Genomic DNA, 16,257 nt, shown 5'->3' with positions numbered 1-16,257 from the left:
GGGCTGAAAAGCAGCGCGAAGGCGGGAAAAAACGATGCCGGAGTATAACGCCGACCAGCGGTCGCAGTGGCTGGAGGATTGGATGGGCACGCGCGGCGGTGGTTCCGCTGCTGTGCCCGGCTGACGCAGAGGGTTTACAGCGGGTGCAGAACCAAGCCGGTTTTGGCGGCCAGCGCTTGGCTTTCGAGGTGACCTTGGGGGGCGGCCAGGTGCAGTGGTTTGCCCGCTGCGTCTGCCAAGCGTTGCACTTCAGCCAACAAACGCCGCGCCACCCCACGCTTGCGGGTGACGGCACGCACGCACAGGTGCGACAAGCGCCAGACGTTTTCGCCTTTTTCCAGCAGGGCCGCGCCCAACAGTCGATCGTTGAAGCGCCCGGCGATTAGTTGTCGCCGGCTGAGGGCAGTTTCGATGAGCTCCTCGCGGCTGGCGAATGGCGCCAGCAGCCAGTCGGGTGCGTCCTGATACACCTTGTTCAGGTCGGTTAAATCCTGACTTGAGGGTTCATTTATTTCTTCTACAAGTACCGGCATGCCTGGGCTAGAGCCTCGCGGGAAAGATTGATGTGGGTCAAATGTGCGTTGTTCAACAAATGGTACGCGCAAACCTAGTCGTCGTACGTCTGTAGGCGATATCCTCTTGCGTTCTACCGCTTCACCTATCTGCCCATACTAAAAAACATAGAGAGATCCTCGAAATGACTGACGCCCTTGCAGTGGCCAGCGGCGCAGCTAAGTCTGCGTTTCTGTCCAAGGAGCGCATCATCGCTGCTCCTGGCTTCAACCGCTGGCTAGTGCCGCCTGCGGCTCTGGCTATTCACCTGTGTATCGGCATGGCGTACGGCTTCTCCGTATTCTGGCTGCCGCTGTCCAAGGCTATCGGCATTACCGCGCCAGTGGCGTGTGGCGCCGATCTGGGCTTCTTCCAACAAGTATTCGCCAGCGATTGCGACTGGCCGATTTCGATGTTGGGTTGGCTGTACACCTTGTTCTTCGTATTCCTCGGTTGCTCGGCCGCCATTTTCGGTGGCTGGCTGGAACATGCTGGCCCGCGTAAGGCCGGTGTGGTTTCCGCTGTGTTCTGGTGCGGCGGTCTGCTGATTTCCGCGCTGGGTGTGTACACCCACCAAATCTGGCTGATGTGGCTGGGTTCGGGCGTGATCGGCGGTATCGGCCTGGGCTTGGGCTATATCTCGCCGGTATCAACGCTGGTGAAGTGGTTCCCGGACAAGCGCGGTATGGCTACGGGTATGGCGATCATGGGTTTCGGTGGTGGCGCCATGGTTGGCGCGCCGCTGGCTGCACAGCTGATGGGTTACTTCGCTGGCCCGGACGGCGTCGGCGTATGGCAAACCTTCGCTGTCATGGCCGTTATCTACTTCGTGTTCATGATGGGGGGTGCACTGGCCTACCGCGTTCCGCCGACCGGCTGGAAGCCTGAGGGCTGGACGCCGCCGGTGAAGAAAGCCAACGACGAAATGATCACCAAAGGCCACGTACACGTCAGCAAAGCCTGGAAAACTCCCCAGTTCTGGCTGGTGTGGGCCGTGTTGTGCCTGAACGTGTCGGCCGGTATCGGCATCATCGGCATGGCGTCTCCGCTGCTGCAGGAAGTGTTTGCCGGTCGCCTGATTGGTACGCACCAGAGCTTTGGTGAACTGAGCCCTGAGCAACTGGCGCAGATCGCAATCATCGCCGCCGGCTTCACCGGTTTGCTGAGTCTGTTCAACATTGGCGGTCGTTTCTTCTGGTCGTCGTTCTCCGACTTGATCGGCCGCAAAACCACCTACTTTGTGTTCTTCGCCCTGGGCTTCATGCTCTACGCGCTGGTGCCGTGGACCGGTCACCTGGGCAGCGTGGCGTTCTTTGTGTTCAGCATCTGCCTGATTCTGTCGATGTACGGTGGCGGTTTCGCCACGGTGCCGGCTTACCTGGCGGACTTGTTCGGTACGCAAATGGTCGGCGCCATCCACGGTCGCCTGCTGACCGCCTGGGCGTTCGCCGGCATCCTCGGCCCGGTTCTGGTGAACTACATCCGCGAATACCAACTGAGCGTTGGCGTGGCCAAGGCCGATGCCTACGACATCACCTTGTACATTCTGGCGGGTCTGCTGGTGGTGGGCTTTATCTGCAACGCGCTGGTGAAACCGGTTGCGGCCAAGCACTTTATGACCGACGCCGAACTGGCGGCCGAGCGTGCCATTGGTAACGACAACGCCGTGCAGACCGCTGCCAATCTGGAGTGGACTGCGGATCCGAAGAGCAAGCCGTTGGTAATTGCTGCATGGCTTGCAGTAGGTATTCCCCTCGCCTGGGGTATTTGGGTGACCTTGCTGAAGACCGTGGTCTTGTTTAGCTAACCGGCTTCCGGGGCGTCGACCAGGCGGCGTTGCGTCCTCGCTTTTAATGCTCACGTACTGGAGTACGCTGCGCTTAAAAGCTCCGGGGCGCCTTGCCTGGTCTTAGCCCCGAAACCCTCCACCGCGTGTTAACGAAGCCGACCTTGCGTCGGCTTCGTTGTGTCTATCGGGTCGATAAAGTCGGCGCCGTGTTTTGGCTTCATCGTTTGGCCCTTGTCGGCCTATAATGCGGGCCCTTTCGCATTAAGATTCGTGGAGCTGGTGATGGCCGAACGTACGGCATCCGTCGAACGCAACACTCTGGAAACCCAGATCAAGGCGTCTATCAATCTGGATGGCACCGGCAAAGCACGCTTTGCCATTGGCGTGCCTTTTCTTGAGCACATGCTCGATCAGATCGCCCGTCACGGGTTGATCGACCTGGATATCGAAGCCCAAGGCGATCTGCATATCGACGACCACCACATGGTGGAAGACGTCGGTATCACCCTCGGTCAGGCGTTTGCCAAGGCCATCGGCGACAAGAAGGGCATCGTGCGTTACGGCCATTCCTATGTGCCGCTGGACGAAGCGCTGTCGCGCGTGGTGATCGATTTCTCCGGTCGCCCGGGCCTGCAAATGCACGTGCCGTACACCCGCGCCACCGTTGGCGGCTTCGATGTCGACCTGTTCCAGGAATTCTTCCAGGGCTTCGTTAACCACGCGCTGGTCAGCCTGCACATCGACAACCTGCGCGGCTACAACACGCACCACCAGATCGAAACCGTGTTCAAGGCCTTCGGCCGCGCGCTGCGCATGGCGGTGACGCTGGATGAGCGCATGGCCGGGCAAATGCCATCGACCAAGGGCTGCCTGTAATGCAGACGGTAGCCGTCATCGATTACGGCATGGGCAACCTCCACTCGGTGGCCAAGGCCCTTGAGCACGTAGGTGCCGGCCGGGTGCAGATCACCAGCGATGCCACGGTAATTCGTGAAGCCGACCGCGTGGTGTTCCCTGGCGTTGGCGCGATTCGCGATTGCATGGCTGAAATCCGTCGCCTGGGCTTCGACAGCCTGGTGCGTGAAGTCAGCCAGGACCGTCCCTTTCTCGGCATTTGTGTCGGCATGCAGGCTTTGCTCGATCACAGCGAAGAGAACGGCGGCGTCGACTGCATCGGCCAGTTTCCCGGTCAGGTGCGCTTCTTCGGCAAAGACCTGGTCGAAAACGACGAAGCGCTGAAAGTACCGCACATGGGCTGGAACGAAGTGGCGCAAACCGTCGACCACCCGCTGTGGCACAGCATTCCTGATCTGGCGCGTTTCTATTTTGTGCACAGCTTCTATATCGAAGCGGCCAATGCTCGTCAGGTGGCTGGTCGCGGTCACTACGGCGTCGACTTTGCCGCCGCCCTGGCCGATGGCTCGCGTTTCGCTGTGCAATTCCACCCGGAAAAGAGCCACACCCACGGTCTGCAGCTTTTGCAGAATTTCGCCGCCTGGGATGGTCGCTGGTAATGAGCCGCGGCAAACAGAAAGCCCCCAGCCTGACTCTGGAACCGGCGCAGGAAGCTGCGGCGGTGGCCGTACTCAAGCGCTTTCTGGAAGACCGTTTCGAGCTTGAGCTGGGCAGCTTTGAAGCCCAGGAAGTGCTCGAGGTGTTTACCCGTGAAGTGGCGCCGCTGTTTTACAACAAGGCGATTGCCGATGTGCAGGCGCACCTGGCCGACAGGTTCATGAGCATCGAAAGCGACTTGTGGGCACTCGAAAAGAGCTGACCCGTTTCCCCGAATTTCAAGACTTGAGCAGGTTCGACTGATGCTGATTATCCCCGCTATCGATCTTAAAGACGGTGCCTGCGTGCGCTTGCGCCAGGGCCGGATGGAAGACTCCACCGTGTTCTCCGATGACCCGGTGAGCATGGCCGCCAAATGGGTGGAAGGCGGTTGCCGGCGTTTGCACCTGGTCGACCTCAACGGCGCCTTCGAAGGCCAGCCGGTGAATGGCGAAGTGGTGACCGCCATTGCCAAGCGCTACCCGAACTTGCCGATCCAGATCGGCGGCGGTATTCGCTCGCTGGAAACCATCGAACACTACGTCAAAGCCGGCGTGAGCTACGTAATCATCGGCACCAAGGCCGTGAAGCAGCCGGAGTTCGTGGCTGAAGCGTGCAAAGCGTTTCCGGGCAAAGTGATTGTCGGCCTCGACGCCAAAGACGGCTTCGTTGCTACCGACGGTTGGGCCGAAGTGAGCACCGTGCAGGTGATCGATCTGGCCAAGCGTTTCGAAGCCGACGGCGTGTCGGCCATCGTTTATACCGACATCGCCAAAGACGGCATGATGCAAGGCTGCAACGTGCCGTTCACCGCCGCGTTGGCCGCTGCCACCAAGATTCCGGTGATTGCCTCTGGCGGCATCCACAACCTGGGCGACATCAAAGCCCTGCTGGACGCCAAGGCGCCCGGCATTATCGGCGCCATCACCGGCCGTGCGATTTACGAAGGCACCCTGGACGTCGCCGAAGCCCAGGCTTACTGCGACGCCTACAACGGCTGAGGACTGAACCATGGCGCTGGCCAAACGCATCATCCCTTGCCTCGACGTCGACAACGGCCGCGTGGTCAAAGGCGTCAAATTCGAGAACATCCGTGATGCCGGCGACCCGGTGGAAATCGCCCGTCGCTACGACGAGCAGGGTGCCGATGAAATTACCTTTCTCGACATCACCGCCAGCGTCGATGGCCGCGACACCACGCTGCATACCGTCGAGCGCATGGCCAGCCAGGTGTTTATCCCGCTGACCGTGGGCGGCGGCGTGCGTACCGTGCAAGACATTCGCAACCTGCTCAATGCAGGCGCCGACAAGGTGTCGATCAATACCGCCGCCGTGTTCAACCCCGAGTTCGTTGGCGAAGCTGCTTCGCGTTTTGGCGCGCAGTGCATCGTGGTCGCCATCGACGCCAAAAAGGTTTCGCTACCGGGCGAAACACCGCGCTGGGAAATCTTCACCCACGGCGGCCGCAAGCCGACCGGGCTGGACGCCGTGCAATGGGCGAAAAAGATGGAAGACCTCGGCGCCGGCGAAATTTTGCTGACCAGCATGGACCAGGACGGCATGAAAAACGGCTTCGACCTGGGCGTTACCCGCGCCATCAGCGAAACCGTCGGCATTCCGGTGATTGCTTCGGGCGGCGTGGGTAATTTGCAGCACCTGGCCGACGGCATTATCGAAGGCAAAGCGTCGGCGGTGCTGGCGGCGAGTATTTTCCACTTTGGCGAATACACCGTGCCTGAGGCGAAGGCCTATATGGCCGCCCGGGGCATTGTGGTGCGCTAAGGCGCACCCATTTCCGGCAATTCCTGTACAGGCCTGTCCTGGCTGCTAAGTTGCATAGAGCTTCGCACAGCCCGTTACGAAGCTACCGGGACTGCGCGTTACGCCTCACATACCTTCAGAAGTAGAGATTCCGAAATGTTCAAACGCCTGCTGCTTTCGCTGGTCAGCACCGTATTGGTGCTCGCTGGCAGTGCTCGTGCCGAAGTAGACCCGGATTACAGCATCGTGCTGTTGACCGAAAACTTCCCGCCTTACAACATGGCCATCAACGGCAAGAACTTCGCCCAGGAAGACAACATTGATGGCATCGCCGTCGACGTGGTCAAGGAGATGTTCAAGCGCGCCGGTATCAAATACAGCCTGACCCTGCGCTTCCCGTGGGACCGCATTTATAAGCTGGCGCTGGAAAAACCCGGCTACGGCGTATTCGTCACCGCGCGTTTGCCGGAGCGCGAAGATTCCTTCAAATGGGTCGGCCCCATCGGCCCGGACGACTGGATCATGCTGGCCAAGCCTGACAGCAAAATCACGCTGAGCAACCTTGAAGACGCCAAGCAATACAAAGTTGGCGCCTATAAAGGTGACGCCATCGCCGAGTACCTGACCGAGCACAAACTCGACCCGATCCTGGCGCTGCGCGATCAGGAAAACGCGCAAAAGCTGCGCGATGGGCAAATCGACCTGTGGGCCACCGGCGACCCGGCCGGCCGTTATCTGGCCAAGCAAGAGGGCGTGAGCGGTTTGCAAACTGTGCTGCGCTTCAACAAAGCCCAACTCTACCTGGCGTTGAATAAAGAGACCCCCGATGAGGTGGTACAGAAGCTGCAGGGTGCATTGGACAAGATGCGCAGTGAGGGCTTCGTCGACGAAATCCTCAACAGCTATCTGTAGGGCCGAATCGGCCGCGCTACCCACGGTGCGCGGCCAGACGTTCCCGTTGCAACATAGGCATTCCAAGAAGAAGAGCATTGCAACGCGGGCCACAAGCCTGCCGAGCACCGACCTATATTCTCGAGCCACGCCACGAAACGAACAGCGGCCTAACCTGCCGTGTGCCGGGTCCGTGCATGCACAGGTGAACGCTTAGCGATGCCGTCCGCGGTGTGATCGATGCGATCGCAGACAGGACAAAATCATGCTGAAAGTGTTCACCCGTTCGCTGTTGTTGGGCCTTGCACTGGCTGCAAGCACGCTGGCCCATGCCGAGCTGCCGTATGGCTACAAAGTGGTGTTGCTGACCGAAAACTTCCCGCCTTTCAACATGGCCATCGACGACAAGAACTTCGCTCGTGACGATGGTATCGATGGCATCAGCGCCGAGATCGTGCGCGAAATGTTCAAGCGCGCCGGCATCGAATACTCGCTGAGTTTGCGCTTCCCCTGGGACCGTCTTTACAAGCTGACCCTCGACAAACCCAACTACGGCCTGTTCTCCACCACCTACACCGAAGAGCGCAAGCCGCTGTTCAAATGGGTCGGCCCGCTGGCCAAAACCGGCTGGGTATTACTGGCCAAACCCGGCAGCACACTCAAGCTGAGCAACCTCAAGGAAGCGAGCAAATACACCGTCGGCGCCTACAAAAATGACGCCGTCAGCCAGCACCTGGAAAGCCAGGGCATGGCGCCGGTGAATGCGCTGCGCGACCAGGAAAACGTCAGTAAATTGATGGAAGGGAAGATCGACCTCTGGGCCACCACCGACCCGGTCGGCCGCTACCTGGCCAAGCAGGAAGGTGTGAGTGGTTTGTCCACCGCCCTGCGTTTCAACGACGCGCAGCTTTATCTGGCCATGAACGTTGATACGCCGGATGAGGTGATTGAGCGTTTGCAAAAGGCGCTGGATGAAATGCGCAAGGACGGCTTCGTGGACGACGTGACCAATAATTATCTGTAGGCCCCAAAAGCATCGCGGCTAAAGCCGCTCCCACACGCACAACTGTGGGAGCGGCTTTAGCCGCGATTCCCTGGAAGCCGTCTATCTCGCCCCTGCCACTCCCGGTCGCTATCTGCCGCTAAACGCTCGCTCCGCTCTGAGCGCTGTGTCACAAATTTCTCCAACGCTCCCTGTACGATTGCGCGCTTGCGCCGAAGCTCGGCTGCTCACAATAAAATTGTCGATAGGACATCACACCATCATGCTGAAGTTAATCTCCCGTTCGCTGTTGCTGGGCCTGGCCCTGACCGCCGCCGCTGCCCATGCTGAATTGCCGGAAGGCTATGAAGTGGTGCTGCTGACCGAGAATTTCCCGCCCTTCAACATGGCGGTCGACGACAAGAACTTCGCCCGCGACGAAGGCATTGATGGCATTAGCGCCGATCTGGTGCGCGAAATGTTCAAGCGCGCCGACATCAAATACAACCTGACCCTGCGCTTCCCCTGGGATCGTCTCTACAAGCTGACCCAAGACAACGCCAACTATGGGCTGTTCTCCACCACCCGCACCGAAGCGCGCGAAACGATGTTCAAGTGGGTGGGCCCGCTGGCCAACACTAGCGCCGTACTGATGGCCAAGCCCGGCAGCACGCTCAAGCTCAGCAGCCTCGAACAAGCCAACGCCTACAAACTCGGCGCCTATAAAAACGCCTCGGTCAGCCAATACCTGGAAGGCAAAGGCATGACGCCGGTGAACGCGCTGCGCGACCAGGAAAACGTCAGCAAATTGATGGAAGGTAAAATTGACCTGTGGGCCACTACCGACCCGGTGGGGCGTTACATGGCCAAGCAGGAAGGCGTGAACGGCTTGGTGACCGTGCTGCGTTTCAACGATAACCAGCTGTTCCTGGCGATGAACCTGAACACCCCGGACGAGGTGATCCAGCGTTTGCAGAAAGCACTGGATGCGATGCGTGCCGATGGCACCGTGGACAAGATTTCAGCTAACTATCTGTAACTAGAAAGCATCGAGGCTGAAGCCTCTCCTACAATTAATCTTCTGAGCTTCTGAGCTTCTGAGCTTCTGAGCTTCTGAGCTTCTGAGCTTTTGATCTCTGTAGGAGCGGCTTTAGCCGCGATGCTCTTTTGCCAGAGCACTCGCGGCTAAAGCAGACCGTTACTCGCTACGCGTAACGTTCAACCCTTTCAACAGGCTCAACGCCTGGCTCAACTGGAAGTCCTGATCTTGCAGGTTGGCTTTGCCGCTCTGCGCTTTCAGCTCGCTGCTGGTTTTGTCTTTGCCACCGTTGCCGTTGCCCAAGTGCCCGGCGAGGTCGGCTTCTTTGTAGCTTTCGCCGTCGTCTTCGCGGGTAATTTTGGCGCGCGCCACTTCGATGTCCGGCACGATGCCTTGCGCCTGAATCGAGCGGCCGTTAGGCGTGTAGTACAGCGCAGTGGTGATTTTCAGCGCACGGTCGTTGCTCAGCGGCAGCACGGTTTGCACCGAGCCTTTGCCAAAGCTGTTGGTGCCCATGAGGATGCCGCGTTTGTGGTCTTGCAGGGCGCCGGCAACAATCTCCGAAGCCGAGGCGCTGCCGCCGTTGATCAATACCACCAACGGCACGCCTTCGCTGGCGTCGGCCGGGTCGGCGGAGAAGCGCAGTTCGGAGTTGGCGATGCGGCCTTTGGTGAACACGATCAGGCCTTTGGTAAGGAAGTGGTCAGACACTTCCACAGCTGCCTGCAACACGCCGCCCGGGTTGTTGCGCAGGTCGAGTACCAGGCCGCGAAGTTTTTTACCGTCGTTGTCCTTCTTCAGCTTGGCCAGCGCCTTGCCGACTTCGTCGCCGCTGTTGACCTGGAACTGAGTGATGCGCAGGTAGCCGTAACCCGGTTCGAGGGTTTGGCTCTTCACGCTCTTGACCTTGATGACGGCGCGCGTCAGTTGCACGTCGAACGGCTCACCACCGTCGCGCACCAGGGTCAGCTGAATTTTCTCGCCGGCTTTGCCGCGCATCTTGTCGACGGCTTCCATCATCGACAAACCCTTGGTGGGCTCGCCGTTGATTTTTACGATCAGGTCGCCGGGTTGGATGCCCGCTTTGGAGGCAGGCGTGTCGTCGATGGGCGACACCACTTTAACGAAACCATCTTCCAGGCCCACTTCAATGCCCAGGCCGCCGAATTCGCCGCTGGTGCTTTCTTGCAGCTCCGCGAAGTCTTCCGGGCCCAGGTAGGCGGAGTGCGGGTCGAGGTTGCTGAGCATGCCTTTGATGGCATTTTCCAGCAGGGTTTTGTCGTCGACCGGTTCCACGTAAGCCGCTTTGATGCGGTCGAGCACTTCGGCAAAGGTGCGCAGCTCGTCGAGCGGCAGCGGCGCCTTGTTCGCGGCTGGCGCGCTGGCCGCAGGCGGTGCGGTGGCGGCCTCGACGTCAGTGGCGGCGTGCAGGAGCGGGGCGCCGAGCGCCAGCGCGATAGCCAGGGCCAGGGAATTAAGGCGAGACAAATGCGGCATATCGAACGAGCTCCACTATTAAGAGGTACTGGGCCTATCCCTGCGCCCGACACCATTGCGCAGGGTCGCTGGGGCGGCCCTGCTGACGAATCGCAAAATACAGCGCGGGGGTGTCCTGGCCGCCACTGGTGCCGACAGTCGCAATCGGCTCGCCAGCTTTGACGATGTCACCCGCGTCTTTCAATAAGCTTTGGTTGTGCCCGTACAGGCTGAGGTAACCGTTGCCGTGGTCGAGAATTACCAGCAGGCCCGAACCGCGCAACCAGTCGGCAAATACCACACGGCCACCGTGCACGGCGCGCACCTGGCTGCCGGCGGCGGCGCCGATTAGTACGCCGTCCCATGTTGTACGAGCGTCGTCGCCGCGTTGGGTTCCATATCGCGCAACGATGCGGCCATTGACCGGCCACGGCAGCTTGCCACGGCTGCCGGCAAACGCGCCGCCATACACAGCGCCATCGCTGGAAACTACGGGGCCGCTCGGTGCGCTGACCGGCTTCTGGCCAGGGCCGACGCGGCGGTTGGCCATGGCCAGTTGCTGTTCTTCCTGGGCACGCTTGCGCGCTTCTTCCGCCGCCTTGGCTTCACGGGCTTGGCGGGCCAGGGTTTCCTCAATGGTTTTCAGCACATTGCCCAGCGCCGCTTGTTCTTGCCGGCGGGCTTTGAGTTTCTGGTCGCTGTTTTTCGAATCGCTGTTGAGCTTGGCCAAGGCTTGCTGCCGCTCTTTGCGAACCAGAGCAAGCTTGTCGCGGCGCTCGTCCAGGGAACCTTTGCGCTCAGCGAGTTGGGCTTTTTCCGCCGCGCTTTCGCGTTCGATATTGGCCAGTTGGCGCAGGGTTTCGTTGAAGGTGTTGAGCTGGTCGAGGCGGGCTTGGCTGACGTAGTCGTAATAGGTGAGGGTGCGGGCGAATTTTTCGGGGTTTTGCTGGTTGAGCAACAGCTTCAAGTATTCCTGTCGCCCGCTCTGGTAGGCCGCCCTGGCTTGTATACCGATCAGCCTCTGCTGCTCGATACGCGCGCCCTCAAGTTTTTTTTTCTCGCCTTCGAGCCGCTGAATCTCGGTCTCGTTGTTCTTGAGCTGCTGCTCAAGGGTATTGATCTGCTTCTCCAGATCGCCCATTTCGGTTTCCGTGCCACGCAGCTGCTTTTGAATGCCGGACTTGTCGGCTTCGATTTTCTTCAGCAGTTTTTGCAGTTCGACAACGTCGCGCTGGGCAGCGTCGAGTTGCTTTTGCGCATCCGCGCGCTCGTCGGCTACGGCCGGGCATAGCAGCAGAGCAAGAACAATGGCAGTCAGGGTGCGAAGCATGGGGCGGGCGATACCGGGATGAAGACGGCCTAGTATGCCCGCGGTGCGCAGCAAAAAAAACGTCCGCGCAGTGCCGGTGGAATAAATGTCGAGTGGGCGGCGGCGTTGAGCTTCGCTTTGCTAACCGAGCCAGCGGATAGCTCACGATCAGGCAACGTCGTGCGCGCGAACGTGGGGAACCAGGCTCGTGATGCGCAGGAAGCTCGTCCGGTCACCCCAACATCGCCTTCAGTACCCCGGCGAAGTCCTGCGCACTGCACTGCTCGTCAATGTGTCGCCCTTCGCGCACCACCCATTTCCCGCCAACCATCACATCGCGCACTTGCCGATCACCGCCGGCAAACAGCCACCGGTTCAGAATGGCGTCCTGTTCGGCGCAGGCGATGTACGGGTCGGTGCCATCCAGCACGACGAAATCTGCTCGTTTGCCGACGGCCAATTGGCCAATCGGCTGACCCAGCGCTTGCGCGCCGCCGAGCCGAGCGGCGTCGTACAGGGTGCGGCCGATCATGGGCTGATCGCTGCGGTAGAGGCGGTTGCGTTTCTGGTCGCGCAGGCGCTGGCCGTATTCGAGCCAGCGCAATTCTTCGGCCACGCTCACCGACACGTGGCTGTCCGAACCAATGCCCAGCCGTCCGCCTTGGGCCAGGTAATCCACAGCCGGAAAAATACCGTCGCCCAGGTTGGCCTCGGTGGTCAGGCACAGGCCAGCGACGGCTTGGCTGGCCGCCATCTGCCGCACTTCTTCTGCGTTGGCGTGGGTGGCGTGCACCAGGCACCAGCGGGCGTCCACCGCGACGTGGTCGAACAGCCATTGCAGCGGGCGCTGGCCGCTCCAGGCCAGGCAGTCGTCCACTTCTTTTTGTTGCTCGGCGATATGGATGTGCACCGGGCTGTCGCTGGCGCTGGCCGCCAGCACCTGCTCGATTTGTGTCGGCGTAACGGCGCGCAAAGAGTGAAAGCACAGGCCCAGGCGCTGGTTTGGCTGATCGGCCAGGGCAGCCTGAAGACGTTGTTGCAACGCGAGGTAGCTGTCGCTGCTATGGATAAAGCGCCGCTGGCCTTCGCTGGGCGGCAGACCGCCAAAACCCGCGTGGGCATACAGCACGGGTAGCAGCGTCAGGCCGATCCCGCTGTCGCTCGCCGCCTGGCTGATGCGCAAGCCCAGCTCAGCCGGATCGCCGTAAGGCTGGCCGTTGACGTCGTGGTGCACGTAATGGAATTCGGCGACGCTGGTGTAGCCGGCTTTGAGCATTTCGATATACAGCTGGCGGGCAATAATTTGAATCTGCTCGGGGCTGAGTGTGGCGACCAGGCGGTACATCAGGTCGCGCCAGGTCCAGAAGCTATCGTTGGGGTTGCCGGCCACTTCCGCCAACCCGGCCATCAGGCGCTGAAACGCATGGGAATGCAGATTGGGCATGCCCGGCAGCAGCGGGCCATTCAGGCGTTCGGCGCCCTCGTCGGTGGCCTCGGTTTGAATCTGTTGCAGCACGCCATCGGCGCCTACGGTCAGGCGCACATTGCGCGCCCACCCATCGGCCAGCAAGGCGCGCTCAGCAAAGAAAGCAGGCATGTTCCGGGCGCTCCAGGGCGAATTCAGGTTGTATATACATATACAGAGGCAAACGTGAAACGTAAACTCTCGCCACCGTCGCGCCAGTCGCGAAGTTTTGCCGAGGAGATTGCTGTGTCCGCTCCACAGTCCGAGATGGCCACCCTGGCCGCGCAACTGGGCGACGAACCTGCGCCGTTGTACGCGCGCGTCAAGCAGATGATCAGCGCGCAGATTCACACCGGCGCCTGGCCGCCCCATCACCGCGTGCCGTCGGAAAGCGAGCTGGTGGCGCAACTCGGTTTCAGCCGCATGACTATCAACCGCGCCCTGCGTGAACTCACGGCCGACGGCCTGTTGGTGCGCATGCAGGGCGTCGGCACTTTTGTGGCGGAGCCCAAAGGCCAGTCGGCGCTGTTTGAAGTGCACAACATCGCCGATGAAATCGCCGCTCGCGGCCATCGCCACCATTGCGTGGTGGTGCGCCTGGAAGAAGAAAAAGCCGGCGCCGAGCGCGCCATGGCGCTGGACGTTCGCGAAGGCGAGCGGGTGTTTCACTCGGTGATCGTGCACTACGAAAACGACGTGCCGGTGCAGATCGAAGACCGCTACGTAAACGCCAGCGTCGCCCCGGATTACCTGACCCAGGATTTCACCGTTGCCACGCCGTACGCCTACTTGATGCAAATCGCCCCGATGAGCGAGGGCGAGCACGTGGTGGAAGCGATTCTGGCCGAGCCGAGCGAATGCAAGCTGCTGCAAATCGAACGCGGCGAGCCGTGCTTGCTGATTCGCCGCCGCACGTGGTCCGGACGCCGCACCGTGACGGTTGCGCGCCTGCTGTACCCAGGCTCGCGCCATCGTCTGGAAGGGCGCTTCGCCTCATGAGTTGGCAGGTGCTGCGCGCCGCTGACTACGTGCGCATGCCGTGGAAAAACGGCGGCGGCAGCACCCTTGAAATCGCCCGCGATGGCGACGGGCTTGAGGCATTCGCCTGGCGCCTGTCCATCGCCGACGTCACCCAGCCGGGACCGTTCTCGGCATTCACCGGCTATCAACGCATCATCACCGTGCTGGAAGGTGAGGGCATGCAGCTTGAAGTGGATGGCCAAATGGGCCGCCCGCTACAGGCGTTGGATGCGTACGCATTTTCCGGCGACAGCCAGGTGCAGTGCAGCTTGCTTGGCGGGGCGATTCGCGACTTCAACCTGATCTATTCACCGCAGCGTTGCAGCGCGCGATTGCAGTGGATGGCAGCGGGGGAGAGCAGCGTGTTCACCTCGGCGGCGACCGTGCTGGTGTTCAGTGCCGGGGATGGGTTGCGGGTAGACGTGAAGGGCGGGGAAGTGGAGCTGGGGCGCTACGACTGCTTGCAGGGCGGCGGTGGCCGGCTGCAAACGTTGCGGTTTCGGGCTGACTATCCGTATTGCTTGATTGAGCTTCAGTCGATCAAAAATCGAGGCTAAGCCTCTCCCACAGGGGCATATCTATTGTGGGAGAGGCTTCAGCCTCGATGCTGTTAATACAACCGATCAAACGCCAGCCACTGTCCAAACGCACCGTTTTCCACCCACGCCCGTGCGGCGGCGATGTCCGGCGCGAAGTAACGGTCTTCATCGTAGTGCGGCACTTCGCGGCGCACCATTTCCAGCACTTCAACCAGCAGCGGCGAGGTTTTCAGCGGCGCGTGCAGGTCAACGCCCTGCGCGGCGCCGAGCAGTTCAATCGCGACCACGGCGCTGCTGTTGCCGGCCATGTCGAGCAGACGGCGGGCGGCGAAGGTAGCCATGGATACGTGGTCTTCCTGGTTGGCTGAGGTCGGCAAGCTGTCGATGGAGGCCGGATGGCCAAGGGTTTTGTTCTCGGAGGCCAACGCTGCGGCGGTCACCTGGGCGATCATGAAGCCCGAGTTCAAGCCGCCTTCGCGCACCAGAAATGCCGGCAGGCCGGACAGCGCCGGGTCGACCAATTGCGCAATGCGTCGCTCCGACAGCGAACCGATTTCGGCAATCGCCAGGGCCAGCACGTCGGAGGCCATGGCCACGGGTTCGGCGTGGAAGTTGCCGCCGGACAGCACGTCGCCATCGGCGCTGAAGACCAAAGGGTTGTCGGAAACGGCGTTGGCTTCACGCAGGAAAATGTTCGCAGCAAACCGCAGATGATCCAGGCAGGCGCCCATCACTTGTGGCTGGCAGCGGAGGGAGTAGGGGTCTTGCACGCGGGTGCAGTCGGCGTGGGATTCGCGAATCTCGCTGGTGCTGCCCAGCAGCTCCCGGTAGAACGCCGCCACATCAATTTGCCCGGCCTGGCCGCGCACCGCTTGAATGCGTGGGTCGAACGGCACCGCTGAGCCTTTCAACGCCTCAACGCTCAAGCTGCCGGCCACGACGGCGGCGCTGAACAATTTTTCCGTCGCGAACAAACCGCGCAGCGCCAGCGCCGTGGACACCTGCGTGCCGTTGATCAGCGCCAGGCCTTCCTTCGGTCCGAGCACCATCGGCGTCAGGCCGGCAATGGCCAGGCCTTCAACGGCGTCCATTTCACGGCCGTTGTGACGAACGCGGCCGATGCCGATCAGCACGGCGGACATATGCGCCAACGGCGCCAGGTCGCCGGAAGCGCCCACGGAACCTTGCGAGGGAATGCACGGGTACACCTGAGCGTTGTACAGCGCGGCGAGGGCTTGGATCACTTCCCAGCGGATGCCGGAAAAACCGCGCGCCAGCGAGCCCACTTTCAGCGCCATGATCAGCCCGACGCTGGCGTCATCCAACAGCGGGCCGGTGCCGGTGCAGTGCGACAACAGCAGGTTGCGCTGCAATTTGGCCAGCGATTCAGTCGGGATCGAGGTGCGCGCCAACAGGCCAAAGCCGGTGTTGATGCCGTAAACCGTGCGCTTGTTGTCGATGATTTCCAGCACCGTGCGGTTGCTGGTGTCGACCACTGCTTTGGCGGCCGGATCGAGTTCGACAGGGCATTGCTGCTGATAAATAGCGCGTAGCTGTTCGAGGGAAAGTTGGCCGGGCTGAAGCAGCAGTGGATTCGACATGGAAGACGTCCTGGAAAAATGCCGGTGAAAGGATGACGAGCACCTATATACACTTGTATATACAGGTTAGGCAAATGGCGAGTCAAAGTCTCTTGCTTAAAGCTTTCCCACAGCAAACGCAGCAAGTTGCGCTTGAAATCACAGACGTTTCTGATCGCCACGGCGCGTTCGGGCTTTGGCGCCACGCTCGCGCCCAGCGCTACGCAGCGGCTATAATCCCCGGCTTTATCAGGCGACCCTCGGTTTGCCGTCCGACTTTTCGCGCAGGCATTGGTCCTGCGT

The 16,257-nt window shown here is 60.8% G+C and carries 16 protein-coding genes; 11 read left to right on the top strand and 5 right to left on the bottom strand.

Going from position 1 to position 16,257, the window contains the following annotated elements:
• Nucleotides 1-134: 134 nt before the first annotated feature.
• Nucleotides 135-533 (bottom strand): acetyl-CoA sensor PanZ family protein, encoded by a 399-nt coding sequence (locus ACZZZU_RS11900; protein ID WP_463550701.1) that lies wholly within the window; start codon nt 531-533, stop codon nt 135-137.
• Between the two features lie 164 nt (nt 534-697).
• On the opposite strand from ACZZZU_RS11900, the gene ACZZZU_RS11895 reads away from it, so the two are divergent.
• The 9 genes from ACZZZU_RS11895 to ACZZZU_RS11855 all read left to right on the top strand — a co-directional run bounded on the left by ACZZZU_RS11895 (nt 698) and on the right by ACZZZU_RS11855 (nt 8,565).
• On the top strand, nt 698-2,359 hold the full coding sequence (locus tag ACZZZU_RS11895; RefSeq protein WP_463550700.1) for an OFA family MFS transporter: 1,662 nt from the start codon (nt 698-700) through the stop codon (nt 2,357-2,359).
• A 264-nt stretch (nt 2,360-2,623) separates the two neighbouring features.
• Nucleotides 2,624-3,217, top strand: a complete 594-nt coding sequence (gene hisB / locus ACZZZU_RS11890) for an imidazoleglycerol-phosphate dehydratase HisB (RefSeq protein ID WP_122493343.1) — start codon at nt 2,624-2,626, stop codon at nt 3,215-3,217.
• Nucleotides 3,217-3,855 (top strand): imidazole glycerol phosphate synthase subunit HisH, encoded by a 639-nt coding sequence (gene hisH / locus ACZZZU_RS11885; RefSeq protein ID WP_463550699.1) that lies wholly within the window; start codon nt 3,217-3,219, stop codon nt 3,853-3,855. Before hisB ends, hisH begins: the two co-directional genes overlap by 1 nt.
• Entirely contained in the window at nt 3,855-4,115 is a 261-nt protein-coding gene (locus tag ACZZZU_RS11880) for a DUF2164 domain-containing protein (protein WP_122449509.1), read from the top strand. Before hisH ends, ACZZZU_RS11880 begins: the two co-directional genes overlap by 1 nt.
• A 40-nt stretch (nt 4,116-4,155) precedes the next feature.
• Nucleotides 4,156-4,893 (top strand): 1-(5-phosphoribosyl)-5-[(5-phosphoribosylamino)methylideneamino]imidazole-4-carboxamide isomerase, encoded by a 738-nt coding sequence (gene hisA / locus ACZZZU_RS11875; RefSeq protein WP_122493340.1) that lies wholly within the window; start codon nt 4,156-4,158, stop codon nt 4,891-4,893.
• Between the two features lie 10 nt (nt 4,894-4,903).
• Nucleotides 4,904-5,674: an imidazole glycerol phosphate synthase subunit HisF gene (gene hisF, locus ACZZZU_RS11870; protein ID WP_122449511.1), complete on the top strand. Its 771-nt coding sequence runs from the start codon at nt 4,904-4,906 to the stop codon at nt 5,672-5,674.
• 135 nt (nt 5,675-5,809) lie between these two features.
• Entirely contained in the window at nt 5,810-6,565 is a 756-nt protein-coding gene (locus tag ACZZZU_RS11865) for a substrate-binding periplasmic protein (RefSeq protein WP_463550698.1), read from the top strand.
• 244 nt (nt 6,566-6,809) lie between these two features.
• Nucleotides 6,810-7,568 carry a substrate-binding periplasmic protein gene (locus ACZZZU_RS11860; RefSeq protein ID WP_122493338.1) on the top strand — a complete coding sequence of 253 codons (759 nt, stop codon included), beginning with the start codon at nt 6,810-6,812 and terminating at the stop codon, nt 7,566-7,568.
• A gap of 241 nt (nt 7,569-7,809) precedes the next feature.
• Entirely contained in the window at nt 7,810-8,565 is a 756-nt protein-coding gene (locus ACZZZU_RS11855; RefSeq protein WP_122493337.1) for a substrate-binding periplasmic protein, read from the top strand.
• Nucleotides 8,566-8,724: 159 nt separating this feature from the next.
• Here ACZZZU_RS11855 and ACZZZU_RS11850 read toward each other — a convergent pair whose 3' ends face one another.
• From ACZZZU_RS11850 to ACZZZU_RS11840, 3 genes are all read right to left on the bottom strand, one after another.
• Nucleotides 8,725-10,062 (bottom strand): S41 family peptidase, encoded by a 1,338-nt coding sequence (locus ACZZZU_RS11850; RefSeq protein WP_463550697.1) that lies wholly within the window; start codon nt 10,060-10,062, stop codon nt 8,725-8,727.
• Between the two features lie 34 nt (nt 10,063-10,096).
• Complete coding sequence (locus ACZZZU_RS11845) at nt 10,097-11,371, bottom strand: murein hydrolase activator EnvC family protein (protein WP_463550696.1); 1,275 nt, start codon at nt 11,369-11,371, stop codon at nt 10,097-10,099.
• Between the two features lie 211 nt (nt 11,372-11,582).
• Nucleotides 11,583-12,947 (bottom strand): formimidoylglutamate deiminase, encoded by a 1,365-nt coding sequence (locus ACZZZU_RS11840; RefSeq protein ID WP_463550695.1) that lies wholly within the window; start codon nt 12,945-12,947, stop codon nt 11,583-11,585.
• 135 nt (nt 12,948-13,082) lie between these two features.
• Here ACZZZU_RS11840 and hutC point away from each other — a divergent pair, with 135 nt between their 5' ends.
• Entirely contained in the window at nt 13,083-13,814 is a 732-nt protein-coding gene (gene hutC, locus ACZZZU_RS11835; protein WP_463536972.1) for a histidine utilization repressor, read from the top strand.
• The gene (locus tag ACZZZU_RS11830) at nt 13,811-14,392 is read left to right on the top strand and encodes a HutD/Ves family protein (RefSeq protein ID WP_463383964.1); all 582 of its coding nucleotides are present in this window, start codon (nt 13,811-13,813) and stop codon (nt 14,390-14,392) included. The genes hutC and ACZZZU_RS11830 overlap by 4 nt, the downstream gene beginning before the upstream one ends.
• A 53-nt stretch (nt 14,393-14,445) precedes the next feature.
• On the opposite strand, the gene hutH is transcribed toward ACZZZU_RS11830, so the two are convergent.
• A complete protein-coding gene (hutH, locus tag ACZZZU_RS11825) occupies nt 14,446-15,975 on the bottom strand; it encodes a histidine ammonia-lyase (RefSeq protein WP_463550694.1) in 1,530 nt (509 codons plus the stop codon).
• Between the last annotated feature and the right edge of the window lie 282 nt (nt 15,976-16,257).

This window comes from Pseudomonas sp. AC136, assembly GCF_979258585.1.
Note: the sequence above shows the minus strand (reverse complement) of the source record. Positions and strands in the feature narration are given on the sequence as shown.